At 58.8% G+C, this 21,818-nt stretch carries 23 protein-coding genes; 11 read left to right on the top strand and 12 right to left on the bottom strand.

The genetic code is table 11. The features are described from left to right. Nucleotides 1-4 precede the first annotated feature (4 nt). The 11 genes from AC2FFD_RS00115 to AC2FFD_RS00065 form a co-directional block, all read right to left on the bottom strand. The gene (locus AC2FFD_RS00115) at nucleotides 5-784 is read right to left on the bottom strand and encodes a succinate dehydrogenase iron-sulfur subunit (protein WP_152456842.1); all 780 of its coding nucleotides are present in this window, start codon (nucleotides 782-784) and stop codon (nucleotides 5-7) included. Between the two features lie 31 nt (nucleotides 785-815). Further along, on the bottom strand, nucleotides 816-1,457 hold the full coding sequence (locus AC2FFD_RS00110) for a sulfotransferase (RefSeq protein ID WP_496871318.1): 642 nt from the start codon (nucleotides 1,455-1,457) through the stop codon (nucleotides 816-818). Nucleotides 1,458-1,589: 132 nt separating this feature from the next. Further along, entirely contained in the window at nucleotides 1,590-2,189 is a 600-nt protein-coding gene (locus tag AC2FFD_RS00105; protein ID WP_171726801.1) for a class I SAM-dependent methyltransferase, read from the bottom strand. Between the two features lie 23 nt (nucleotides 2,190-2,212). Continuing rightward, nucleotides 2,213-4,018: a succinate dehydrogenase flavoprotein subunit gene (gene sdhA / locus AC2FFD_RS00100; protein WP_496871317.1), complete on the bottom strand. Its 1,806-nt coding sequence runs from the start codon at nucleotides 4,016-4,018 to the stop codon at nucleotides 2,213-2,215. 18 nt (nucleotides 4,019-4,036) lie between these two features. Continuing rightward, nucleotides 4,037-4,408 carry a succinate dehydrogenase, hydrophobic membrane anchor protein gene (gene sdhD, locus AC2FFD_RS00095; RefSeq protein ID WP_117870336.1) on the bottom strand — a complete coding sequence of 124 codons (372 nt, stop codon included), beginning with the start codon at nucleotides 4,406-4,408 and terminating at the stop codon, nucleotides 4,037-4,039. Between the two features lie 13 nt (nucleotides 4,409-4,421). Further along, complete coding sequence (sdhC, locus tag AC2FFD_RS00090) at nucleotides 4,422-4,808, bottom strand: succinate dehydrogenase, cytochrome b556 subunit (RefSeq protein ID WP_170346368.1); 387 nt, start codon at nucleotides 4,806-4,808, stop codon at nucleotides 4,422-4,424. Between the two features lie 214 nt (nucleotides 4,809-5,022). Beyond that, nucleotides 5,023-5,685, bottom strand: coding sequence for a DUF1194 domain-containing protein (locus AC2FFD_RS00085; RefSeq protein ID WP_257599957.1), 663 nt, complete (start codon nucleotides 5,683-5,685; stop codon nucleotides 5,023-5,025). A 54-nt stretch (nucleotides 5,686-5,739) separates the two neighbouring features. Then, nucleotides 5,740-6,768 carry a MaoC family dehydratase gene (locus tag AC2FFD_RS00080; RefSeq protein ID WP_425078940.1) on the bottom strand — a complete coding sequence of 343 codons (1,029 nt, stop codon included), beginning with the start codon at nucleotides 6,766-6,768 and terminating at the stop codon, nucleotides 5,740-5,742. Further along, a complete protein-coding gene (locus AC2FFD_RS00075; RefSeq protein WP_170346365.1) occupies nucleotides 6,768-6,974 on the bottom strand; it encodes a DUF1737 domain-containing protein in 207 nt (68 codons plus the stop codon). Before AC2FFD_RS00075 ends, AC2FFD_RS00080 begins: the two co-directional genes overlap by 1 nt. Nucleotides 6,975-6,986: 12 nt before the next feature. Further along, complete coding sequence (locus AC2FFD_RS00070; RefSeq protein ID WP_171119697.1) at nucleotides 6,987-7,541, bottom strand: NnrU family protein; 555 nt, start codon at nucleotides 7,539-7,541, stop codon at nucleotides 6,987-6,989. 6 nt (nucleotides 7,542-7,547) lie between these two features. Continuing rightward, nucleotides 7,548-8,405, bottom strand: coding sequence for an HpcH/HpaI aldolase/citrate lyase family protein (locus AC2FFD_RS00065; protein ID WP_170346363.1), 858 nt, complete (start codon nucleotides 8,403-8,405; stop codon nucleotides 7,548-7,550). 171 nt (nucleotides 8,406-8,576) lie between these two features. Here AC2FFD_RS00065 and AC2FFD_RS00060 point away from each other — a divergent pair, with 171 nt between their 5' ends. After that, nucleotides 8,577-8,882: a hypothetical protein gene (locus AC2FFD_RS00060; protein WP_496871314.1), complete on the top strand. Its 306-nt coding sequence runs from the start codon at nucleotides 8,577-8,579 to the stop codon at nucleotides 8,880-8,882. On the opposite strand, the gene AC2FFD_RS00055 is transcribed toward AC2FFD_RS00060, so the two are convergent. Beyond that, nucleotides 8,883-9,638: a sulfite exporter TauE/SafE family protein gene (locus AC2FFD_RS00055; RefSeq protein WP_496871312.1), complete on the bottom strand. Its 756-nt coding sequence runs from the start codon at nucleotides 9,636-9,638 to the stop codon at nucleotides 8,883-8,885. A 167-nt stretch (nucleotides 9,639-9,805) separates the two neighbouring features. On the opposite strand from AC2FFD_RS00055, the gene mdh reads away from it, so the two are divergent. From mdh to lpdA, 10 genes are all read left to right on the top strand, one after another. Then, nucleotides 9,806-10,768, top strand: coding sequence for a malate dehydrogenase (gene mdh, locus AC2FFD_RS00050; protein ID WP_117870353.1), 963 nt, complete (start codon nucleotides 9,806-9,808; stop codon nucleotides 10,766-10,768). A 308-nt stretch (nucleotides 10,769-11,076) separates the two neighbouring features. Then, complete coding sequence (gene sucC / locus AC2FFD_RS00045) at nucleotides 11,077-12,270, top strand: ADP-forming succinate--CoA ligase subunit beta (protein WP_299642301.1); 1,194 nt, start codon at nucleotides 11,077-11,079, stop codon at nucleotides 12,268-12,270. Nucleotides 12,271-12,367: 97 nt separating this feature from the next. Then, nucleotides 12,368-13,195, top strand: a complete 828-nt coding sequence (locus AC2FFD_RS00040) for a glycosyltransferase family 25 protein (RefSeq protein WP_425078944.1) — start codon at nucleotides 12,368-12,370, stop codon at nucleotides 13,193-13,195. A 13-nt stretch (nucleotides 13,196-13,208) separates the two neighbouring features. Beyond that, the gene (gene sucD / locus AC2FFD_RS00035; RefSeq protein WP_496871309.1) at nucleotides 13,209-14,090 is read left to right on the top strand and encodes a succinate--CoA ligase subunit alpha; all 882 of its coding nucleotides are present in this window, start codon (nucleotides 13,209-13,211) and stop codon (nucleotides 14,088-14,090) included. A gap of 293 nt (nucleotides 14,091-14,383) precedes the next feature. Beyond that, nucleotides 14,384-14,902, top strand: a complete 519-nt coding sequence (locus AC2FFD_RS00030) for a hypothetical protein (protein WP_496871307.1) — start codon at nucleotides 14,384-14,386, stop codon at nucleotides 14,900-14,902. Between the two features lie 9 nt (nucleotides 14,903-14,911). Then, nucleotides 14,912-15,454: a DUF805 domain-containing protein gene (locus tag AC2FFD_RS00025; protein ID WP_496871306.1), complete on the top strand. Its 543-nt coding sequence runs from the start codon at nucleotides 14,912-14,914 to the stop codon at nucleotides 15,452-15,454. Next, complete coding sequence (locus tag AC2FFD_RS00020) at nucleotides 15,451-18,408, top strand: 2-oxoglutarate dehydrogenase E1 component (RefSeq protein WP_496871304.1); 2,958 nt, start codon at nucleotides 15,451-15,453, stop codon at nucleotides 18,406-18,408. Before AC2FFD_RS00025 ends, AC2FFD_RS00020 begins: the two co-directional genes overlap by 4 nt. Before the next feature lie 3 nt (nucleotides 18,409-18,411). After that, nucleotides 18,412-19,932: a 2-oxoglutarate dehydrogenase complex dihydrolipoyllysine-residue succinyltransferase gene (odhB, locus tag AC2FFD_RS00015; RefSeq protein ID WP_496871302.1), complete on the top strand. Its 1,521-nt coding sequence runs from the start codon at nucleotides 18,412-18,414 to the stop codon at nucleotides 19,930-19,932. Between the two features lie 2 nt (nucleotides 19,933-19,934). After that, entirely contained in the window at nucleotides 19,935-20,204 is a 270-nt protein-coding gene (locus AC2FFD_RS00010) for a hypothetical protein (protein ID WP_152456823.1), read from the top strand. A 72-nt stretch (nucleotides 20,205-20,276) separates the two neighbouring features. Further along, nucleotides 20,277-21,665: a dihydrolipoyl dehydrogenase gene (lpdA, locus tag AC2FFD_RS00005; protein ID WP_425078949.1), complete on the top strand. Its 1,389-nt coding sequence runs from the start codon at nucleotides 20,277-20,279 to the stop codon at nucleotides 21,663-21,665. Nucleotides 21,666-21,818 lie beyond the last annotated feature (153 nt).

Raw genomic sequence — 21,818 nt, 5'->3', positions numbered from 1 at the left:
GTGGTTAGACCGCGCGCTCGACCATCATCTTCTTGATCTCGGCAATCGCCTTGGCCGGGTTCAGACCTTTCGGACAGGTCTTGGCACAGTTCATGATTGTGTGACAGCGGTAGAGCTTGAACGGATCTTCCAGCTCATCCAGACGTTCACCCGTCGCCTCATCCCGGCTGTCGATGATCCAGCGATAGGCATGCAGCAAGGCCGCGGGGCCAAGATAGCGGTCGCCGTTCCACCAGTAGCTGGGGCAAGAGGTCGAGCAGCTGGCGCACATCACGCATTCATAAAGACCGTCCAGTTTCTTGCGGTCTTCGATGGATTGCTTCCATTCCTTCGCAGGGCGATTGGTCTTGGTTTCCAGCCACGGCATGATCGAGGCGTGCTGGGCATAGAAGTGGGTCAGATCAGGGATCAGGTCCTTGACCACCGGCATATGCGGCAGCGGGTAGATTTTCACGTCACCCTTGATCTCATCCATACCATAGATACAGGCCAGCGTGTTGATCCCATCGATATTCATCGCGCAGGATCCACAGATGCCTTCGCGGCAAGACCGGCGGAACGTCAAGGTCGGATCAATCTCGTTCTTGATCTTGATCAGCGCGTCCAGAACCATCGGACCGCACGTATCCATATCAACGAAATACGTATCGACACGCGGGTTCTGCCCGTCATCGGGGTTCCAACGATAGATCTGGAACTTGCGCACGTTCGTGGCGCCGTCCGGCTTTGGCCAGGTCTTGCCGGTGGTAATCCGGGAATTCTTGGGCAGGGTCAGTTGAACCATGTCAATTCTCCATTCAGCACAAGGCCGCCTTTCAGCCTGTCCGGGCGCGTTCAGACGCCCCTCGGTTATAATGCCCCCAATGGGCGATGTTCACGTCGAAATCCGGAGAAAGCCAATCCGCAAGGTTTTGCGGGTCGTCCCGGTCGATATCAAAACGCAGAAAGCGCGGGTTGTCGTCAAAGAAAGCTTCGACCTCGGAATGGTGCACGTCATACATATGCACCCAGCCCCGCTTCACTTGGTCGGCCGTCTGTCCATTGGCCTTGCAGCATCGCTCAAGGTACCTACCGCCGGAATGGTTGGCACGTGATGCGATCCAGTCATCGCGATTGCGCGTGTTCAGCAAGAAATAGGCGTCCGGGTAAGCCGCGTGCAGCTCTCGAAAGAACCGCGCGCCGTCCAGCATGAAGCGCGAATTGACGAAGGCGATATCAGTGAAGGCCCGGACTGTACCAAACCCATCCAGCGGTCTGCGCCCCATGGCAATATTGGTTACCATGCGATGTGCAAGGTTTAGACCCTGGTCATCTTCCCAATGCACCGAAGGAATCCCGCTATTCTGAAACAGCATGTGAAACGAGGTCGTCGCACATCGGTTCAAGCCGATCAGGATGATCTTGGGATCACTTTGCCCGGATTGGAGTTTCTCGACCGTCATTGCAAGCACCAGCATAGCATACGCCGCGATGCGCCTGGGATTTCATCATGGCTTGCGCTTTTTTGAACGCCCCACCGGCATTTGACAGGATCAAAAGCGGCTTGTTTGGCTTCCCCGGTCGATATGGTGCTTGCGCCAGTCACTCGTTCATCTCCGCTCGAACACTTTGAACGCGGCGAAGCTGTTCTTTGAGGCATGGGCATGCCCTTTGACGGCAAACGGGTTCTCTTCTTCACAATAGAGCTGCCAGCCGGGCATGAAGTCTTCTATCCAGGCGGAATACGAACGATGGCGCACATGCTGGTTGGAAGGGTTCAGGTCAAAATCCGACGAATAGATAACGACATAACGCTGTGCCAACCCGAAGAGCCGCCGCATGTAGTTGTCGAAAACGCTGTCCTCGGTCAGATGATAAATGACATCCAACGAAAGAGAAACGTCATGCGGCTCAACCTCGGAATCGGCGTTTTTGAACACCCAATTGGGGCGGGATCGAAAAACTTCGTTGCAGCGCCGAACGCAGAGGTCCGAGACATCCAAGCCGGTATATTTCGGGATATCAAACAATTGCGCCTGATTTCCGTCGCCCGATCCCAATTCTACAACCGATTCCACGCCTTCCATCTCGACCATCGTGTTGATGAAATTCGCTTTGTAGACAGCAAGACGCCCGTAAGACCCCGCACCCGAGGTCTTGCCGTGCTCATATCGGCGTTGCCAATAATCGGTCGAAGAAAACTCTGCCATCTCGCCCTGTTCCTGACCAGCCCTTAGAACGTCCGCGCTTTGGGCGCGATTTTCTGCAAGCTGATACCGCCTTGTTCTTCGGTCGTCAGTGGATCAACGATGACCGGACGGTAGCTGAGCTCAACCTTGTTGCCCTCAACCCGGCTGACCGTATGAACGCGCCAGTTTTTGTCATCGCGCTCGCTGAAATCCTCATGCGCGTGGGCCCCACGGGATTCCTTGCGGGCCTCGGCACCGACGATGGTGGCAAGCGCGTTTGGCATCAGGTTGGTCAGTTCAAGGGTTTCCATCAGATCGCTGTTCCAGACCAACGAACGGTCTGTGACCTTCAGGTCGTCCATCTTTGCGGCAATCGCTGTCATCTTCTCGACGCCTTCGGCCATGGTCGTGGCGGTTCGGAACACGGCCGCATCCGCCTGCATGGTCTTTTGCATCTCAAGCCGCAGTTCGGCGGTTGGGATTGAGCCGCTGGCGTTGCGCACCGCATCAAAACGGTCATACGCCTTGTCGACCGACGCCTGGTTCAGAACCGGGTTGGCGGATTCGGCGTCGACAACCTTGCCGGCCCGGATCGCTGCCGCCCGGCCAAAGACCACGAGGTCAATCAGCGAGTTCGACCCCAGTCGGTTCGCACCGTGGACCGAGGCACAGCCGGCTTCGCCAACGGCCATCAAACCGGGAACGACCGCAGTCGGATCGTCGGCAGTTGGGTTCAGAACCTCACCCCAATAGTTCGTGGGGATACCGCCCATGTTGTAATGCACTGTCGGCAGTACCGGGATCGGTTCCTTGGTGACATCCACACCCGCGAAAATCTTTGCGCTTTCCGAGATGCCGGGCAGGCGTTCCGCCAGTGCCTCGGCAGGCAAGTGGCTGAGGTTCAGGTGAATGTGATCTCCTTCGGCCCCTACGCCACGTCCCTCGCGGATTTCCATGGTCATCGAGCGCGAAACGTAGTCGCGCGGCGCGAGGTCCTTGTACTGGGGCGCATAGCGCTCCATGAACCGTTCGCCTTCCGAGTTGGTCAGGTAACCGCCCTCGCCGCGCGCACCTTCGGTGATCAGGCAGCCTGACCCGTAGATGCCGGTGGGGTGGAACTGAACGAATTCCATATCCTGCAAGGCCAGCCCAGCACGGGCCACCATGCCGCCGCCATCGCCGGTGCAGGTATGGGCCGAGGTGGCGCTGAAATAGGCACGGCCATAGCCGCCGGTCGCCAGAACCACCATCTTGGCGTTGAAGACATGCATGGTGCCGTCGTCCAGCTTCCAGCAGACGACCCCCTGACACTGGCCGTCCTCGGACATGATCAGGTCGATGGCGAAATATTCGATATAGAACTCGGCGTTGTTCTTGAGAGACTGCCCGTACAGCGTATGCAAAATCGCGTGGCCGGTCCGGTCGGCGGCTGCACAGGTGCGCTGCACCGCAGGACCTTCTCCGAATTCAGTGGTGTGCCCACCGAAGGGGCGCTGATAAATCTTGCCCTCTTCCGTCCGGCTGAATGGCACGCCATAATGCTCCAGCTCGTAGACTGCCTTGGGTGCCTCCCGCGCGAGATACTCCATCGCGTCGGTATCGCCCAACCAGTCCGAGCCCTTGACGGTGTCGTACATGTGCCACTGCCAATGGTCGGGGCCCATGTTTGACAGCGATGCGGCAATGCCACCCTGCGCGGCCACGGTATGGGAACGGGTTGGGAAAACCTTGGTCACGCAGGCCGTACGCAGGCCTTGTTCCGCCATACCCAATGTCGCCCGCAGACCGGCCCCACCGGCGCCGACAACGACCACGTCATATTCATGCGTTTCGTATTCGTATGCAGCCATTTCTTTCAGCTCCGGGAATTAAAGGGCAATGCGCGCGATGGCGAAGATGCCGGCCGCAGCCGCACCGTAGGACAGGCAGGTCACCAAGATGATCAGGACCTTTTCAAGCGTGCCGTGAACATAGTCCTCAAGCATCACCTGCGCACCGTCTGCGAAGTGTTTGAAGCCAACCGCCAGCGTCAATGCTGCCACGATGGCTGGGAAAGGCCGCGAGTAATACTCGAGCACCACGTCAAACGGCTGACCCAGAACCGGGCCGAAGGTGAAGACAAACAAAGGCACAAGGATCAGCAGAGCCACCGAGCTGACTTTCATCGCCCAGAAATGGGCTGTGCCGGATTTCGCCGAGCCAAGGCCAGCGGCGCGTTTGCGGTCGGTCAGATAACGCATGTCAGGCCTCCAATCACGCGACGATGACAAGGGTCAGAAGGGTCAGAACGACCGATCCGATGACAACCGCCCAGCCCAGCTTTGTCGCTGTGGGAAGGTCCAGACCAACCGCATTGTCCCAGATCAGGTGCCGCACACCGGCCAGCGTGTGATACCAAAGACCCCAAACGGACAGAGCCATCACCAGGTCGCCAAGCACCGAAGTAATCACTCCGTTCGCAACGGCGAAGGCCTCGGGCGACGTTGCTGCGGCCAGAAACCACCAGACGATCAACAGCGCCGCCAGTAGAAGCGCGTTTCCGGTGATGCGTGTCAGGATGGATGTGACCGACGTCAGCTGTGGACGATAGATCGACAGGTGCGGCGAAAGTGGGCGGTTGCCCCGATTTACATCGGCCATGGCGGCTCCTTTTCGGTTGGCTACCGAACGTTTTACTGGTTTTTGCGACACTGTCACGTGCTGCGGGTGCAAAAACCACTAAATTCAGTGCAAATTGGCGGATTATTCAGGTATGTGATCACACAAAATATTGTCGTGATCACATTTCACATCCCCCGTCATCAATGTTAGCGATTTCAAGATCAAAGGCATGTGATCACGAATCTCCTGACTGTCATTTCAGGCCCGCTGTTTGCTGCGTCACTTCGCGCAGCAGTTTTTTGCGAATTCGTTCCGGATAGTCCGCGAAGCCCGAGGCCGAAACCACAAAAGCGCCCTCGCCCACGATGACATTCTCAAAGAAATAGGCCGTCAGATCCGGTTCACTTTCTTCGATGGCCAACGCATTGACGACAATGCCGCGGTTGCGCAGAGCGGCATGAACCTGCGTTGGTTCGACCCCTTCATTGGATACGCCGTCCCCCGACAGATCGATCAGACGTCGCTTGCAATCGGAAACGGAATCAAAAGCGTCCAGCGTCGTGTGCAACGCCTCACCTATCGCCGTCGAGAAATTCCGCCAGATGCGTGGATCTGCGGCAACCTGATCGGCGAAACGATCCAACGCCGCGAAACTGTCGATACGGGTCCAGGGGATCGTGACCTGCTGGCGCGATGACCCGGTCCATTGCACCAGCATCAACTGCGCCTGACCCCGCACCAGCGCCTCGGACACGATCGGGTCGCGCAGACCGGCGGCCAGCCCGTCCATCTGGATGCGGTACTCGTTGCTGTCGACCGAGCCGGAAACGTCAACCGCCAGGGCCAATGCCAGATCGCAGGCCTGAGCCGACGGGGCCAGACAAATACTGGCTAGTATCGCGCGCAGAAGATGCATGGTGCAAGCCTAGCACGGCTTGCACGCAAATGGCTCACATTACCGTCAGTTCTCTTACTGCGGCATGAGTGCCCAATAATCGAGGTCCAGAAGCACATCGGGCAAATACCGGCCCTCGTCAGTCTTCAACACGAACGGATCGCCACCCTTTGTCGCCACCAGGCGCAGACGGATCGCACCCACGCCGGGAACACCGGTTTCCGCTTTATCCAGGACTTCGGACCAGGCCTTGATCGTGTCACCCGCGAAACAGGGGTTGGCATGCGCGCCGCCATTCAGGCCAACAATCATCTGCGCGTTCGCAAGTCCATTGAACGACAAGGTCCGCGCCATCGAGATCACGTGCCCGCCATAGATCAACCTGCCTTCCGGGCGGAACGTCAGATCGAAATGCACCTTGGCGGTGTTCTGCCAAAGCCGGGTGGCCAGCATATGCTCGGCCTCTTCCACGGTGACGCCGTCCACGTGGTCGATTTTCTCACCGATTTCATAATCGCCCCAACGATGCGCTTCACCGGCCAAAGCGAAGTCGTAATTCGAGAAATCGAGACCTTCGGGCACGATCAGATCCTGGGGTGTCAATGCCTTCTTCAACTCGGGAACAACCGTTTCGGGCGCTGGCGCATTCACGTCTGCTTTGCGCACCATGACCCAACGGACATATTCGATGACCACTTCGTCCAATTGGTTCAATCCACGGGTGCGGACCCAAACGACACCCGTTTTTCCGTTGGAATTCTGTTTGAGACCAATCACCTCGGATACGGACCGCAGAGTATCACCGGCGTAGACAGGTTTCAGCCAGCGGCCTTCGCCGTAGCCAAGATTGGCAACCGCGTTCAGCGAAACATCCGGTACTGTCTTACCGAACACCAGATGAAACGCGGCCAGATCATCAAGCGGACTTTCCGGCAAACCACAATCCCGGGCAAATTCGTCCGAGGAATACAGCGCGTGACGCGCGGGATAAAGCGCGTGATACAAACCGCGTTCGCCCTCGGTCACTGTGCGTGGCACGGCGTGTTGCAATACCTGCCCTACGGAATAATCCTCGAAAAATCGGCCCGGATTTGTTTTTACCATTACTGTTGTCCCAGTTTCATGTCGGGGGAATAGTCGGCTTCGACCTCTTTTGTCACGGCCTGCGCACACCGCATTACGTTGCTGGCTGAGTCAAAGGCATAGGACGGGTCGCCGTACAGCTCCCATCCCTTTGCCAACGCATCCGACACCTTGTGGCAGAAGGCTGACGTGTCCTCTTCGGTCAACAAACGATAGAGTTTCGCCATGGAGTCAGGTCCTCATGAGCCGAACGGAGACGGACCGACCAGGCCGTGGATATATCCGATAATCCCCAGCAGAACGATCGAGGCCACAAAGAACATCGCATCCTTGCCGTAAGTACCGGGCTCACCCGGCGTCCAGTCGGGTTCGGACTTGTTGATTACAATGACTTCCACCACGGCCCATGCCAGAAGACCGCCGAACAGGATGATCGAGGCCAGATCTCCGTTCACCAGCAAATGCGCAAAGGCCCACAGCTTGAACCCACCCAGCATCGGATGGCGAAACTTGTTCAGCACCCGACCTTTGGTGCCCGCTGGGCTCATCATGTAGATCGCGACAAGGACCAACAGATTGTTGACGTGAATCAGGAAGGTCGGCGGCGCCCAGACATAGATGAAGTCGGTCATGCGATAGCCGAACACCATCAGCAGGATCGACGCGACCAGCGCCAGGGCAACTGCCCCCTTGCCCCCGTCGCCCATAGCGGCGCGGCGTTCAGGCGCCACACGTTTGAACAGATGCGCCGCCCACCACAGTGCCACGCCCAAGATCAGAAGAAAAAAGCCCATGCTGGCTTACCCCGCTTGCAAAGCTGAAATCGCCTCTGCTTTTGCCAGAATTTCGCGGGCCGTTGCAACGTGCAGATTTTCAACGATCTTGCCATCCACGACAGCAACACCCTGTCCTTGCGCTTCGGTCTCTTCGAATGCCGAGATTTGACGGCGGGCCAGATCGATCTCGTCATCCGATGGCGCGAAGGCCGTGTTGGCCACATCGACCTGGGCCGGATGGATCAGTGTTTTGCCATCAAAGCCCATGTCGCGACCCTGCGCACACTCGGCGGCCAGACCCTCGGCATCCTTGAATGCGTTGTACACGCCATCGATGATGATCAGCCCTTCGGCCTTGGCGGCCAACAGGCACAGACCCAGTGAAGTCATCATCGGCAAGCGATCAGGACGGAAGCGGGTTTGCAGTTCTTTGGCCAGATCGTTTGTGCCCATCACGAACCCGGCCATCAACGGATGCGCGGCGATTTCGGCGGCGTTCAGCATTCCGCGCGGTGTTTCCATCATGGCCCAGATCGGCATTTCTCCGGTGATCGCCGCCAGTGCATCCACGTCAGCCGCCGCATTCACCTTGGGCAACAGGACAACATCGGCATCCATGTCGCGCACCGCCTCGGCGTCGGCACGCCCCCATTCGGTATCCAACCCATTGATCCGGACGATCTTGACCCGTGCCCCATACCCCCCGGCGGCCAAGGCCCCTTTCAGCGTTTCGCGAGCGTTTTCTTTTTCGTCCGCTGCAACTGCATCTTCCAGGTCGAAGATGATCGCATCCACAGGCAAAGAACGGGCCTTGTCCAGGGCCCGGTCCTTCGAACCAGGAATGTAGAGAACCGAACGATAGGGGCGCTGACGAGGATCCATGGACCACTCCCATTGAAATAAAGTTGCGCGGAATGGGGCATTTTTTGCAGGAAAGTTCAAGCATAAAATCGCCGCACTGCAGCAAACCCGACGCAACGTGCGTTCCCTTAACCGGATTTCGTCCCTTGCCACCCACCCTGATCGGCAGTTGGAATCAAAAAAGGGTACGGGATGCAAAAGACGGTGTTCAAGATGACGATGGGGCTTGGGATCATGGTCCTGGCCGCGCAACATGTGCACGCTCAGGGTCAAAACTGTGCGCCCAGAGAAGCTGTGCTGGAGCGCTTGCACGAGGCCTATGGTGAAACGCGCAGGGGTTTGGGACTGGCCCGGAAAGGCGCTGTGATGGAGCTTTTTGCCTCGGGCGAAACCGGCAGCTGGACGATCACGGTGACTTTGCCCAACGGGATCACCTGCCTTGTGGCTTCCGGTCAGGCTTTTGAAGAGGTGACCGAGGCGCTGCCCCCCAATGCCTGATCAGGTAAGCGCGTCCCAGATCAGTTTGCTGCCGGTGAGTGTCAGCAGCACATAGGCGAGCCCGAAGAACAGGCGTTCGGACAACATGAAATGCGCCCGAACGCCCAGCCATGCCCCCAGGATCGCAAAGGGTGTCAGCAACAAGTCCGCCCACAACGTCTGCCATGTGAACATGCCCAGATAAGCGTAGGGTACGAATTTCGCGATATTGATCACCCAGAAAACCAATACCGTGCTGGCCTGAAACTCGGTTTTGGTCAGCCGTTGCGACAAAAGATAGACAGCCGCCGGGGGGCCGCCGGCGTGGCTGACGAAGCTTGTGAAACCCGCGACCAGCCCGGCAAACAAACCAGAAGACGGCGGCAGTCGCCTGGCAAACCCCCGCACCCAACCTTGCGATTGCGCCATGTGCCAAATCACGAACCCGACAGAGATCCCACCGATCAGCAGGCGCAGCAGATCATCATCCGTTGCACGATAAAGCCATGCTCCCATCGCCACGCCGGGCACCGCGCCCAGAATCAGCAGACGTGAATCCGGCCAGCTCCACCGTCTCCAAAAAGGACCCAATGTGGCCACGTCGATCACCATCAGAATCGGCAGCATCAAGGCCAAAGCCTGCCCGGGTGTCAGGATCAAGGCCAGAATCGACGAAGACGCAAAAGCCACGCCGGAACCGAAACCGCCCTTTGAAATGCCGGCAAAGATCACGGCAGGGATCGCCACGGCAAAAAACATCAGGTTCAGTTCGAACATGTGACAGTCCCGGTTTTGGCTTGTGTCAAAGGCCGTTTAGCGCAATCAAAGCAGGGCCTGCAAACAGTATGCGGTTGTATGCCACGTCGCAGAACTCTTGCCTATTGACGTTTTAACGACTAGCACAACCGCGATTTCAATACCGACCGGATATGGAGAAATTCCAAATGGCCAGACCCAAGATTGCGCTGATCGGCGCGGGGAACATCGGCGGCACGCTTGCACATCTCGCAGCTGTCAAAGAACTGGGTGACGTTGTCCTGTTTGACATCGCAGACGGACTGCCGCAGGGCAAGGCGCTCGACATCGCGGAATCCGGCCCTTCGGAAGGGTTCGACGCCTCGATGAAAGGCACCAGCGACTATGCCGATATCGCCGGTGCGGATGTATGCATCGTGACCGCAGGTGTGGCCCGCAAGCCGGGCATGAGCCGCGATGATCTGCTGGGCATCAACCTGAAAGTCATGAAGTCGGTCGGTGAAGGCATCGCTGCCCACGCACCCGATGCGTTCGTGATCTGCATCACCAACCCGCTGGATGCCATGGTCTGGGCCCTGCGTGAATTCTCGGGCCTGCCGCACAACAAGGTTTGTGGCATGGCTGGGGTGCTTGACTCTGCCCGCTTTGCACATTTCCTGTCGGAAGAGTTCAACGTCTCGATGCGCGACGTCACCGCATTCGTGCTGGGCGGCCACGGCGACACCATGGTACCGTCGGTACGCTACTCGACGGTTGCCGGTATTCCGCTGCCTGATCTGGTCGAGATGGGCTGGACCACGCAAGAGAAACTGGACGCCATCGTGCAGCGCACCCGTGACGGCGGCGCTGAAATTGTTGGCCTGTTGAAGACCGGTTCTGCCTATTACGCGCCTGCCACGTCGGCGATCGAAATGGCCGAGGCCTATCTGAAAGACCAGAAACGCGTTCTGCCATGCGCGGCCTACTGCAACGGCGAGCTGGGCGTCGATGGCCTCTATGTCGGCGTTCCGACCGTCATCGGTGCTGGTGGTGTCGAGCGTATCGTCGACATCAAGCTAAACGAAGACGAGCAGGCAGGGTTCGACAACTCTGTGAACGCCGTGAAGGGCCTGATCGACGCGTGCAAGGGCATCGACAGCTCGCTGGCATAAGTCAGCCATACAATCCGAGTTTGAGACCGGCCCGTTTCAGGGCCGGTTTTCGTTTGGCCCGTGCATGCCCGGTCGCAAATGTTGGCGCAAACGCCGCAAATCCCTTTTTTCGAATATGATTTTCTTATGCTGCGCCGTTTTTTCGAATCGTTTTGCCACATCGGAAAGTTTGTGATCACACCCTAAAATACTGTGATCACAAATAGCGAAAATCTTCGCTAAAAACCCATCGAGCATCAAAAAACCCTTTAAACTTGCCCGCTAGACACCCCTATAACGATTAAACGCAGTCAGACGGGACAGTTTCGATGAACATTCACGAATATCAGGCCAAAGCCCTCCTTCGCAGCTATGGCGCACCGGTGTCCGATGGTCGCGCCGTGTTGCGCGCCGAAGAAGCCAAAACCGCAGCAGGTGAGCTGGACGGCCCGCTTTGGGTTGTCAAAGCACAGATCCACGCGGGTGGTCGCGGCAAGGGTTCGTTCAAAGAGGCCGATGCCGGTGAAAAAGGCGGCGTTCGTCTGACCAAATCGGTTGAAGAAGCGGCCGAAGAAGCCAAAAAGATGCTGGGCCGTACACTGGTCACGCATCAGACCGGCCCGGCCGGCAAGCAGGTCAACCGCATCTATATCGAAGCAGGCTCGGGCATCGAGCGTGAACTGTACCTGGCCCTGCTGGTGGATCGCCAGACCAGCCGCATTTCCTTCGTCTGTTCGACCGAGGGCGGCATGGACATCGAAGAAGTGGCCGCCGCGACGCCCGAGAAAATCCTGTCCTTCTCGGTCGACCCGGCCACCGGTTACATGCCCTATCACGGCCGCCGTATCGCCTTTTCGCTTGGTCTGGAAGGCGCGCAGGTCAAGCAATGCGTCAAACTGATGGGTCAGCTCTATCAAGCCTTCGTCGAAAAGGACATGGAGATGCTGGAGATCAACCCGCTGATCGTCTCGGACAGCGGCGATCTCAAGGTGCTGGACGCCAAGGTCGGCTTTGACGGCAACGCGGTCTACCGCCACCCGGATATCGCCGAACTGCGCGACACGACCGAGGAAGACCCCAAGGAACTGGAAGCCAGCAAGTACGACCTGAACTACATCGCGCTGGATGGTGAGATCGGCTGTATGGTCAACGGTGCCGGTCTGGCGATGGCCACCATGGATATCATCAAGCTTTATGGGGCTGAGCCTGCCAACTTCCTCGACGTGGGCGGCGGTGCCACCAAAGAGAAAGTGACCGAGGCGTTCAAGATCATCACCTCGGACCCGCAGGTCAAAGGCATTCTGGTCAACATCTTCGGCGGCATCATGCGCTGTGATGTGATTGCCGAGGGCGTTGTCGCCGCGGTGAAAGAAGTTGGTCTGAAAGTGCCGCTGGTCGTGCGTCTGGAAGGCACGAATGTCGAGAAGGGCAAAGAGATCATCAACACCTCTGGCCTGGACGTGATCGCGGCGGACAACCTGAAAGACGGTGCCGAGAAGATCGTGAAGGCGGTCAAAGGGTAAGCTTGTTCACGTGGGGCTGGCCTGAGGCCCGCCCCATCGCGTCTAAAACCAAGCTGAAAATCATTGCCGCGCAAGGCGGAAAGAAGCAATCGATCTGATGACCATCCCCATTTTCCTCATAGGCTTGGAACGCGCCACCGGGCGGGCGCGTTTGATGGAGCAGGAGTTGCAAAAGGCAGGCCTGTCGGCGACGCGCGTCAACGCTGTTGATTGCGATGCCGCCACCCGTGAGGATTTCCTGCGCGACTGCCGGGCGGAAGGACCTTGGGGCTATTTCCACACCAAGGACATGGCCTGCACCCTCAGCCATGCCAAAGCGTGGGAGGCGCTGATCGCCTCGGGGGCGGAACAGGCCTTGATCCTTGAGGATGATGTGTTTCTGACACCGGAATTGGCAGACTGGTTGAATGATGCATCATGGTGGCCAGAGGATGCCGACATCGTGCGGTTCGAACGCTGGCGCAGCACGAAGCTTTACGTGGCCCTTGGGCGCAAGCGGCTGCCCCATCTGGGGCGGGAATTGCGCCTGATGCGCTCGCGCCATCCCGGTGGTGCAGCTTATGCGCTGACACGCGAAGCGGCCCGGCACTTTCTGGCGCAGAAACCCTTTGACATCACGCTGGATGGTTTGTTGTTCAACCCGTCCGCCTCGCCGGCGGCGCGTCAGATCAACATCTATCAGGTGATCCCGGCCATGGTCGAACAGGGCAACGAAGCGCCCGGCGAATACAATATGGGTGCACCGCGCGCGCGGCCAACAGGCTGGCCCCTGATCCGGCAAAAAGTCAGGCGCGGCATCGCTGAAATCAGCAGCGGCCTGCGCACGACGGCCAATCTGGCGCTGGGACGCGCCACGCTCGAGAAAATTACCTATGCGCCGCAGGTTCTGCCGGCGACCGAACCCAATCAATCCAACACCGCCTAGAGAAAGGGACAAAATGGCAGTCCTCATCGACGAAAACACCAAAGTGATCTGTCAGGGCTTTACCGGCTCGCAGGGCACATTCCACTCTGAACAAGCCATCGCTTATGGCACCAGGATGGTCGGCGGCGTCACCCCCGGCAAAGGTGGGATGACGCATCTCGACCTGCCCGTGTTCAACTCGGTCCACGAGGCCAAACATGTGACCGAAGCCAATGCCTCGGTGATCTATGTGCCGCCGCCGTTTGCGGCGGACTCGATCCTCGAAGCGATTGATGCCGAGATGGAGGTGATCGTCTGCATCACCGAAGGCATCCCTGTTCTGGACATGATGAAGGTGAAGCGCGCGCTGGAAGGCAGCAAATCGCGCCTGATCGGCCCGAACTGCCCCGGTGTCATCACGCCCGACGCCTGCAAGATCGGGATCATGCCCGGCCACATCCACAAGCGCGGTTCGGTCGGCGTTGTGTCCCGCTCGGGCACCCTGACCTATGAGGCCGTCAAGCAGACCACCGACGTGGGTCTGGGCCAGTCCACCTGCGTGGGCATCGGCGGCGACCCGATCAAAGGCACCGAGCATATCGACGTTCTGGAATGGTTCCTGGCGGATGACGAGACCGAGTCGATCATCATGATCGGTGAGATCGGCGGCTCGGCCGAAGAAGAAGCCGCGCAGTTCCTGGCGGATGAGGCCAAGAAGGGCCGCAAAAAGCCGACCGCCGGTTTCATCGCGGGCCGCACAGCCCCTCCGGGCCGCCGCATGGGCCACGCGGGCGCGATTGTCGCTGGTGGCAAAGGCGGTGCCGAGGACAAGATCGAAGCCATGCGCTCGGCCGGTATCGTCGTGGCCGAAAGCCCGGCGCAGCTGGGTGAGGCTGTACTGGAAGCGATTGGCTGATGGCAAGCCGACTCTCCACAGGCGCTGAGGGCAGCGCCCGACCTTGGGTGGGTGCTGCAAGCGCCCTCCCGGGGGGAGGGTCGGGCGCTGCCCGGCGTTGCCGCGGGGCGGGTGCATTATTCGCCACGCTAAGCGTTCTGTGTAATCCTTCACACGCAACCGGTGAAACGGAAACCTTCCGCGAGGCACTGAGCCTGTGTTCTGACCTCGGAAACGACGCTGCGACGGTTGATGACAAGTTAAATAATCTCGGCTGGCAAGCTGCTGATACTCCACAAACTAGTCTAGGAGTATTGTTCTGGTTGTTGTTTGCGCGGGACTTCGCAGTCTTTGGCGATGAAGCCCTCGAGCTAGTGGCAAATAGCGACGACTTTGGCACGCAGCTTGGCTATTTGATTGTCAATGCTGACTTCATGGCCGCCTCAATTCTGGGTAACTCTGCGCTGCCTCCGAACCAGCCCGCATATAGCAAAGGCGAGTACCAACTGGCAGTTCTCGGCGTAAGCCTCGGTAAGGGTTATTGCATCATGGCGGGACCCAGCACCATCCTTGACGCCGTAACACAATTCGACAGATTTGCAGAAAAATGGCCCGAGGACATGCCAAAGAGCAACCGGGACGGCGTGACAGCCTTGTTTGGAACGGCGGGCAACGCAAAGATCTTTGCCGCCAATCTGGACGAACCGACACTCAGAACGCTCTATTCGTCGACGACAATCGAGCTCCCCGAATCCAGAAGAACATTCGATCCGCAAATCTTCGATGCTCTGCCACCGGCAGTCATCAGTATCTCTCCCATTAAGCCTCAGTGAGGTAACCCCATGACCTTCTCTGACGCCATCCGCACCTGTTTCGCCAAGTTCTTCACCTTCTCAGGTCGTGCCTCGCGGCCCGAGTACTGGTTCTTTTTCCTGTTCATCGTGATCTGGAACATCATCGCCGGGATCATCGACTGGCAGTTCTTCACTCAGGTCACTGTGACTGAAACGGATACGTCCAAATCCATCACCGCCACTTCTTCGCAACCGGTGCAGAGCATCGTCGGCCTGATCGTTTTCTTCCCGCATCTGGCTGTCGCGTGGCGACGGATGCATGATACCGGGCGCAGCGGGCTTTATGCTTTGCTGCCGATCCTGCTGATCCTTGGGGCCTTTGCGGTTCTGATCTTCGGCATCGGCCTCGCCTCTCATTTCCAGCATGGTGGCACTCTGGACATTTTGTTCACCCGCGCAACATTGCTGATTGTCATCCCGACACTTATCGTTCTGGTGGTGTCGCCCCTCCTGGTGCTGTGGTGGCTGACCCGCCCCAGCCAGCCAGGCACCAATCAATACGGTCCCAACCCACATGAGGTAGCCCAATGACCGAACACTCGCCCAATACTGCCTTTCATGCCTCCAGCTTCATGCAGGGGCACAACGCCGAATACCTGGAACAGCTTTATGCGCAGTACACCAAGAACCCCGGTGCGGTAGACGCTGCCTGGGTCGAGTTCTTCAAGGCCATGGGCGACGCCGCGCCTGATGTGCAGCGTGAGGCCGAAGGGCCTTCGTGGGCGCGCACGGACTGGCCTCCGATGCCGGCCGATGATCTGACCGGTGCGCTGACCGGTGAGTGGGCCGAGATTGACGCCAAGGCCGCAGGCAAGAAGATCAAGGAAAAGGCCGCCGACAAAGGTGTCGAAGTCAGCGATGACCAGATCAAGCGTGCGGTGTTGGACAGCCTGCGCGCCCTGATGCTGATCCGGGCCTACCGCATCCGGGGTCATCTGGCCGCCGATCTGGATCCGCTGGGCATGCGCGCGGCAACCAATCACCCAGAGCTCGACCCCAAGACCTACGGCTTCACCGACGCCGACATGGATCGCCCGATCTTCATCGACAACGTTCTGGGCCTTCAGGTTGCCTCGATGCGGCAGATCGTCGAGATCGTGAAGCGGACATATTGCGGCACCTTCGCGCTGCAATACATGCATATCTCGAACCCGGAAGAGGCTGCATGGCTGAAAGAGCGGATTGAGGGCTATGGCAAGGAAATCCAGTTCACCAAGGAAGGCCGCAAAGCCATCCTGAACAAGATGGTCGAGGCCGAAGGCTTTGAGAAATTCCTGCACGTCAAGTACATGGGCACCAAGCGCTTTGGTCTCGATGGCGGTGAGGCGCTTATTCCGGCGATGGAGCAGATCATCAAGCGCGGCGGCGCGCTGGGCCTGAGCGACATCGTCATCGGCATGCCGCACCGGGGCCGTTTGAACATTCTGGCCAACGTGATGGGCAAACCGTACCGCGCCATTTTCAACGAATTTCAGGGCGGCAGTTTCAAACCTGAAGACGTGGATGGTTCGGGCGACGTGAAATACCATCTGGGTGCTTCCAGCGACCGCGAGTTTGATGGCAACAGCGTGCACCTGTCGCTGACTGCGAACCCGTCGCATCTTGAGGCGGTGAACCCTGTGGTTCTGGGCAAGGTCCGCGCCAAGCAGGATCAGTTGGGCGACACGGACCGCACCAAGGTCATGGCCATTCTGTTGCACGGGGATGCGGCCTTTGCCGGACAGGGCGTCGTGGCCGAAGGTTTTGGCCTGAGCGGTCTGCGCGGGCATCGCACCGGCGGGACAATGCATATCGTGGTGAACAACCAGATCGGCTTTACCACCGCGCCGCATTTCTCACGCTCCAGCCCGTATCCAACGGATATCGCGCTGATGGTCGAGGCGCCGATCTTCCACGTGAACGGGGATGACCCCGAGGCGGTTGTTCATGCAGCCAAGGTGGCCACCGAGTTCCGCCAGAAATTCCACAAGGACGTGGTTCTGGATATCTTCTGCTATCGCCGGTTTGGTCACAACGAGGGCGACGAGCCCATGTTCACCAACCCGATCATGTACAAGAAGATCAAGACGCATAAGACCACGCTGTCTCTGTACACGGAACGCCTGGTCAAGGATGGCCTGATCCCCGAAGGTGAGATCGAGGATATGAAAGCGGCCTTCCAGGCCCATCTGAACGACGAATTCGAGGCCGGTAAGGACTATAAACCCAACAAGGCCGATTGGCTGGATGGGCGCTGGTCGCATCTTGACAAGAACAAAGACGAATACATGCGCGGCGAGACGGCGATCACGCCCGAAACCATGGCAGAAATCGGTGGCGCCTTGACCCGCGCACCAAGCGGATTTGCCATGCACAAGACGGTTGGTCGGCTGCTTGAGCACAAGAAACAGATGTTTGAAACCGGTAAAGGCTTTGACTGGGCCACTGGTGAGGCGCTGGCTTTCGGATCCCTGCTGACCGAAGGGTACCCGGTACGCCTGGCAGGTCAGGACGCCACGCGCGGCACCTTCAGCCAGCGCCATTCGGGGTTCATTCATCAGGAAACCGAAGAACGGTACTACCCGCTGAACAACATTCGCGCAGGTCAGTCGCAGTACGAAGTGATTGACTCGATGTTGTCCGAATATGCTGTGCTCGGGTTCGAATACGGATACTCGCTGGCCGAACCAAATGCGCTTGTTCTTTGGGAAGCCCAGTTCGGGGACTTCGCCAACGGCGCGCAGATCATGTTCGACCAATTCATCAGTTCGGGTGAATCGAAATGGCTGCGGATGTCCGGCCTGGTCTGTCTGCTGCCGCACGGGTTCGAGGGGCAAGGCCCCGAGCATTCGTCGGCAAGGCTGGAGCGGTTCCTGCAAATGTGCGGTCAGGACAACTGGATCGTGGCGAACTGCACCACGCCTGCGAACTATTTCCACATCCTGCGCCGCCAACTGCATCGAACGTTCCGCAAACCGCTGATCCTGGTGACGCCCAAATCACTGCTGCGCCACAAGCTGGCGGTCAGCACCGCCGAGGATTTCACCACCGGCTCCAGCTTCCACCGGGTACTGTGGGATGATGCACAGAAGGGCAATTCCGACACCAAGCTGGTGGCGGATGACAAGATCAAGCGCGTGGTGATGTGTTCCGGCAAAGTCTATTTCGACCTGCTGGAGGAACGCGATGCACGCGGCATCGACGACATTTACCTGATGCGGATCGAACAGTTCTATCCTTTCCCGGCGCATTCTCTGATCAACGAGCTTGAACGGTTCAAGAATGCCGAAATGGTCTGGTGTCAGGAAGAGCCCAAAAACCAAGGCGCGTGGACCTTTATCGAGCCCAATATCGAATGGGTTCTTTCCCGGATCGGCGCGAAACATACCCGTCCGGCTTATGTCGGTCGCGCAACCTCGGCCTCGCCCGCAACGGGCCTGGCCAGCCAACACAAAGCCCAACAAGAAGCGCTGGTTAACGAAGCGCTGAGCCTCGAAGGAAAATAAGCGATGACGATTGAAGTTCGTGTTCCCACGCTTGGCGAGTCGGTCACCGAAGCCACTGTTGCAACATGGTTCAAAAAGCCCGGTGATGCGGTCGCCGTGGATGAGATGCTGTGTGAGCTGGAGACTGACAAGGTCACGGTCGAAGTGCCCTCTCCCTCGGCCGGCGTGATGGGTGAGATTGTGGCCGCCGAAGGCGAAACGGTTGGTGTCGATGCTCTGCTGGCGACGATTGCTGCCGGCGAAGGTGCAGCCGCGCCTGCCCCGGCAACAGCGGCAGCAACCCCCGAGGCCGCACCTGCCGCATCGGGCGGGTCGGTTGACGTGATGGTGCCCACGCTAGGCGAATCCGTGACTGAGGCGACTGTTTCGACCTGGTTCAAGCAAGTCGGCGACAGCGTCGCGCAGGACGAGATGTTGTGTGAGCTGGAAACCGACAAAGTCTCGGTCGAAGTACCGGCCCCGGCTGCGGGTGTTCTGGCGGAAATCGTCGCATCGGAAGGTGCAACCGTGGATGCAACCGCAAAGCTGGCAGTCATCTCTGGCGCGGCCGCTGGCGCAGCTCCTGCGCCCGCTCCTGCGGCGGCGGCGGCGGCTCCTGCTGCGACAAGCACCGGCAAGGATGTTGCAAATGCGCCGTCTGCCGAAAAGGCGATGGCCGAAGCCGGGTTGTCGGCCGATCAGGTCACCGGCACCGGTCGCGATGGTCGCATCATGAAAGAAGATGTTGCCAAGGCGGTTGCGGCTGCTTCGGCTCCGGCACCTGCGGCGGCTGCGCCCGCACCTGCTGCACAGGCTCCGCGCGCACCGGTTGCTGCCGAAGATGCGGCCCGCGAAGAACGCGTACGGATGACCCGTCTGCGTCAGACCATTGCCAAGCGCCTGAAGGATGCGCAGAACACCGCCGCGATCCTGACCACCTATAACGAGGTGGACATGACCGAGGTCATGGCCCTGCGCAATCAGTACAAGGACCAGTTCGAGAAGAAGCACGGCGTGCGTCTGGGCTTCATGTCATTCTTCACCAAGGCCTGCTGCCATGCCCTGAAAGAAGTGCCTGAGGTCAATGCCGAGATCGATGGCACCGACATCGTCTACAAGAACTTCGTTCACATGGGCGTTGCGGCCGGCACGCCGCAGGGTCTGGTCGTGCCGGTCATTCGCGACGCGGACAGCATGTCCTTTGCAGCCATCGAAAAAGCCATCGCCGAAAAGGGCAAGCGCGCCCGCGATGGCAAGCTGTCCATGGCCGAAATGCAGGGTGGCACCTTCACAATCTCGAACGGTGGTGTTTACGGCTCGCTGATGTCGTCGCCGATCCTGAACCCCCCGCAGTCGGGCATTCTGGGCATGCACAAGATCCAGGAACGGCCGATGGTCATCAATGGCGAGATCAAGATCCGCCCGATGATGTATCTGGCGCTGTCCTACGACCACCGGATCGTTGACGGCAAAGGCGCGGTGACCTTCCTGGTACGTGTGAAAGAGGCGCTGGAAGATCCGCGCCGCCTGCTGATGGATCTGTAACCATGGCGACACATGTACTCTGGCAGGCCGATGTTGCCGATTTCGACGCCTGGCTGAAAGTGTTCCGCGAGGACAAGCCGATGCGCAAGGCCGCGGGCATCCGCGACCTGCATGTCTGGCGCGATCCCGATCAGAAGGACCATGCGATCGCGATGTTCGAGGTGATCAACCTGGACAAGGCCAAGGCATTTTTCGGTTCCGAAGAACTGGCGATGCACCATGAACGAGGCGGCATTGCCCATATCTCGATCAAACTGCTGGAACCCGTTTGACAATAGATATTCCCGACCCGCCAGATCGGGTCGGGAAAGCGCCGGATCGTCCGGTCGGATTAGGAGAATGTAATGGCAAACTATGACGTCATCGTAATCGGCGCCGGACCCGGCGGCTATGTCTGCGCGATCCGCTGCGCTCAACTGGGTTTGAAAACCGCTGTAGTCGAAGGGCGCGAAACGCTGGGCGGCACTTGTCTGAACGTGGGCTGCATCCCCTCGAAAGCGTTGCTGCATGCCAGCCATCAGCTTCATGAAGCCGAACACAACTTTGCCAAGATGGGCCTGAAGGGCAAATCGCCTTCGGTCGATTGGAAACAGATGCAGGCTTACAAAGATGAGGTGATCGAGGGCAACACCAAGGGCATCGAGTTTCTGTTCAAGAAGAACAAGATCGACTGGCTGAAAGGCTGGGGCTCGATCCCTGCGGCCGGCAAGGTTCAGGTTGGCGATGAAATCCATGAAACCAAGAACATCATCATTGCGTCAGGCTCCGAACCGTCCTCGCTGCCCGGTGTCGAAGTGGATGAGAAGGTGGTTGTGACCTCAACCGGTGCGCTGTCTCTGGGCAAGATCCCCAAGAAAATGGTGGTGATCGGCGCGGGTGTGATCGGGCTGGAACTGGGGTCGGTGTACAGCCGCCTGGGCGCCGAAGTAACGGTGATCGAATTCCTCAAGGAAATCACGCCGGGCATGGACCCCGAAGTTCAGAAGACATTCCAGCGTATCCTCAAGAAACAGGGGCTGAATTTCATCATGGGTGCGGCGGTGCAGAAAACCGAAGCAACCAAGACCAAGGCCAAGGTGACCTACAAACTGCTCAAGGACGACAGCGAGCATGTGATCGACGCCGATACCGTGCTGGTGGCCACCGGGCGCAAACCTTATTCCGATGGTCTTGGGCTGGACGCTCTGGGCGTCGAGATGACCCCGCGCGGCCAGATCAAGGTGGGTGCGGACTGGCAGACCAACGTACCGGGCATCTACGCCATCGGTGACGTGATCGAAGGTCCGATGCTGGCGCACAAGGCCGAAGATGAGGGCATGGCCGCCGCGGAACAGGTTGCCGGCAAGCATGGCCATGTAAACTATGGTGTTATACCGGGTGTGATCTATACGTGGCCCGAGGTCGCCAATGTGGGTGAAACCGAGGCGACGCTCAAAGAACAAGGCCGTGCCTACAAGGTCGGCAAGTTCATGTTCATGGGCAACGGCCGCGCCAAAGCCAACTTTGCTTCTGACGGTTTCGTCAAGATTCTGGCAGACAAGGAAACCGACCGTATCCTGGGCTGCCACATCATCGGCCCCGGCGCAGGTGACCTGATCCACGAGGTCTGCGTGGCGATGGAATTCGGCGCATCCGCCGAGGATCTGGCCCTGACCTGCCACGCGCACCCGACCTATTCCGAGGCCGTGCGTGAGGCCGCACTGGCTTGCGGCGACGGCCCGATCCACAGCTAGGCAGGTCGGGCTCCGCCCGTTTGACGCGTGAAAGGTCCACCGGACCTTTCATCGGCTGCGCCGAACCACGTCAAACCCTGCCACGCGCACCCGACCTATTCCGAGGCCGTGCGTGAGGCCGCACTGGCTTGCGGCGACGGCCCGATCCACAGC

The sequence above is a fragment of the Ruegeria sp. YTSC002 genome (assembly GCF_059609845.1).
This window is presented reverse-complemented; position numbering and strand designations above follow the sequence as displayed.

Excerpts from the sequence above, each read along its gene's own strand:
- sucC (WP_299642301.1), top strand. The coding sequence starts at position 11,077 with ATGAACATTCACGAATATCAGGCCAAAGCCCTCCTTCGCAGCTATGGC.
- lpdA (WP_425078949.1), top strand. The coding sequence starts at position 20,277 with ATGGCAAACTATGACGTCATCGTAATCGGCGCCGGACCCGGCGGCTAT.
- AC2FFD_RS00105 (WP_171726801.1), bottom strand. The coding sequence starts at position 2,189 with ATGGCAGAGTTTTCTTCGACCGATTATTGGCAACGCCGATATGAGCAC.
- AC2FFD_RS00055 (WP_496871312.1), bottom strand. The coding sequence starts at position 9,638 with ATGTTCGAACTGAACCTGATGTTTTTTGCCGTGGCGATCCCTGCCGTG.
- sdhA (WP_496871317.1), bottom strand. The coding sequence starts at position 4,018 with ATGGCTGCATACGAATACGAAACGCATGAATATGACGTGGTCGTTGTC.
- AC2FFD_RS00060 (WP_496871314.1), top strand. The coding sequence starts at position 8,577 with ATGCAAAAGACGGTGTTCAAGATGACGATGGGGCTTGGGATCATGGTC.
- AC2FFD_RS00040 (WP_425078944.1), top strand. The coding sequence starts at position 12,368 with ATGACCATCCCCATTTTCCTCATAGGCTTGGAACGCGCCACCGGGCGG.
- AC2FFD_RS00020 (WP_496871304.1), top strand. The coding sequence starts at position 15,451 with ATGACCGAACACTCGCCCAATACTGCCTTTCATGCCTCCAGCTTCATG.
- mdh (WP_117870353.1), top strand. The coding sequence starts at position 9,806 with ATGGCCAGACCCAAGATTGCGCTGATCGGCGCGGGGAACATCGGCGGC.
- AC2FFD_RS00110 (WP_496871318.1), bottom strand. The coding sequence starts at position 1,457 with ATGCTGGTGCTTGCAATGACGGTCGAGAAACTCCAATCCGGGCAAAGT.
- AC2FFD_RS00025 (WP_496871306.1), top strand. The coding sequence starts at position 14,912 with ATGACCTTCTCTGACGCCATCCGCACCTGTTTCGCCAAGTTCTTCACC.
- AC2FFD_RS00115 (WP_152456842.1), bottom strand. The coding sequence starts at position 784 with ATGGTTCAACTGACCCTGCCCAAGAATTCCCGGATTACCACCGGCAAG.
- sdhC (WP_170346368.1), bottom strand. The coding sequence starts at position 4,808 with ATGGCCGATGTAAATCGGGGCAACCGCCCACTTTCGCCGCACCTGTCG.
- AC2FFD_RS00010 (WP_152456823.1), top strand. The coding sequence starts at position 19,935 with ATGGCGACACATGTACTCTGGCAGGCCGATGTTGCCGATTTCGACGCC.
- AC2FFD_RS00070 (WP_171119697.1), bottom strand. The coding sequence starts at position 7,541 with ATGGGCTTTTTTCTTCTGATCTTGGGCGTGGCACTGTGGTGGGCGGCG.
- AC2FFD_RS00065 (WP_170346363.1), bottom strand. The coding sequence starts at position 8,405 with ATGGATCCTCGTCAGCGCCCCTATCGTTCGGTTCTCTACATTCCTGGT.
- sucD (WP_496871309.1), top strand. The coding sequence starts at position 13,209 with ATGGCAGTCCTCATCGACGAAAACACCAAAGTGATCTGTCAGGGCTTT.
- sdhD (WP_117870336.1), bottom strand. The coding sequence starts at position 4,408 with ATGCGTTATCTGACCGACCGCAAACGCGCCGCTGGCCTTGGCTCGGCG.
- AC2FFD_RS00075 (WP_170346365.1), bottom strand. The coding sequence starts at position 6,974 with ATGGCGAAACTCTATCGTTTGTTGACCGAAGAGGACACGTCAGCCTTC.
- AC2FFD_RS00080 (WP_425078940.1), bottom strand. The coding sequence starts at position 6,768 with ATGGTAAAAACAAATCCGGGCCGATTTTTCGAGGATTATTCCGTAGGG.
- odhB (WP_496871302.1), top strand. The coding sequence starts at position 18,412 with ATGACGATTGAAGTTCGTGTTCCCACGCTTGGCGAGTCGGTCACCGAA.
- AC2FFD_RS00085 (WP_257599957.1), bottom strand. The coding sequence starts at position 5,685 with ATGCATCTTCTGCGCGCGATACTAGCCAGTATTTGTCTGGCCCCGTCG.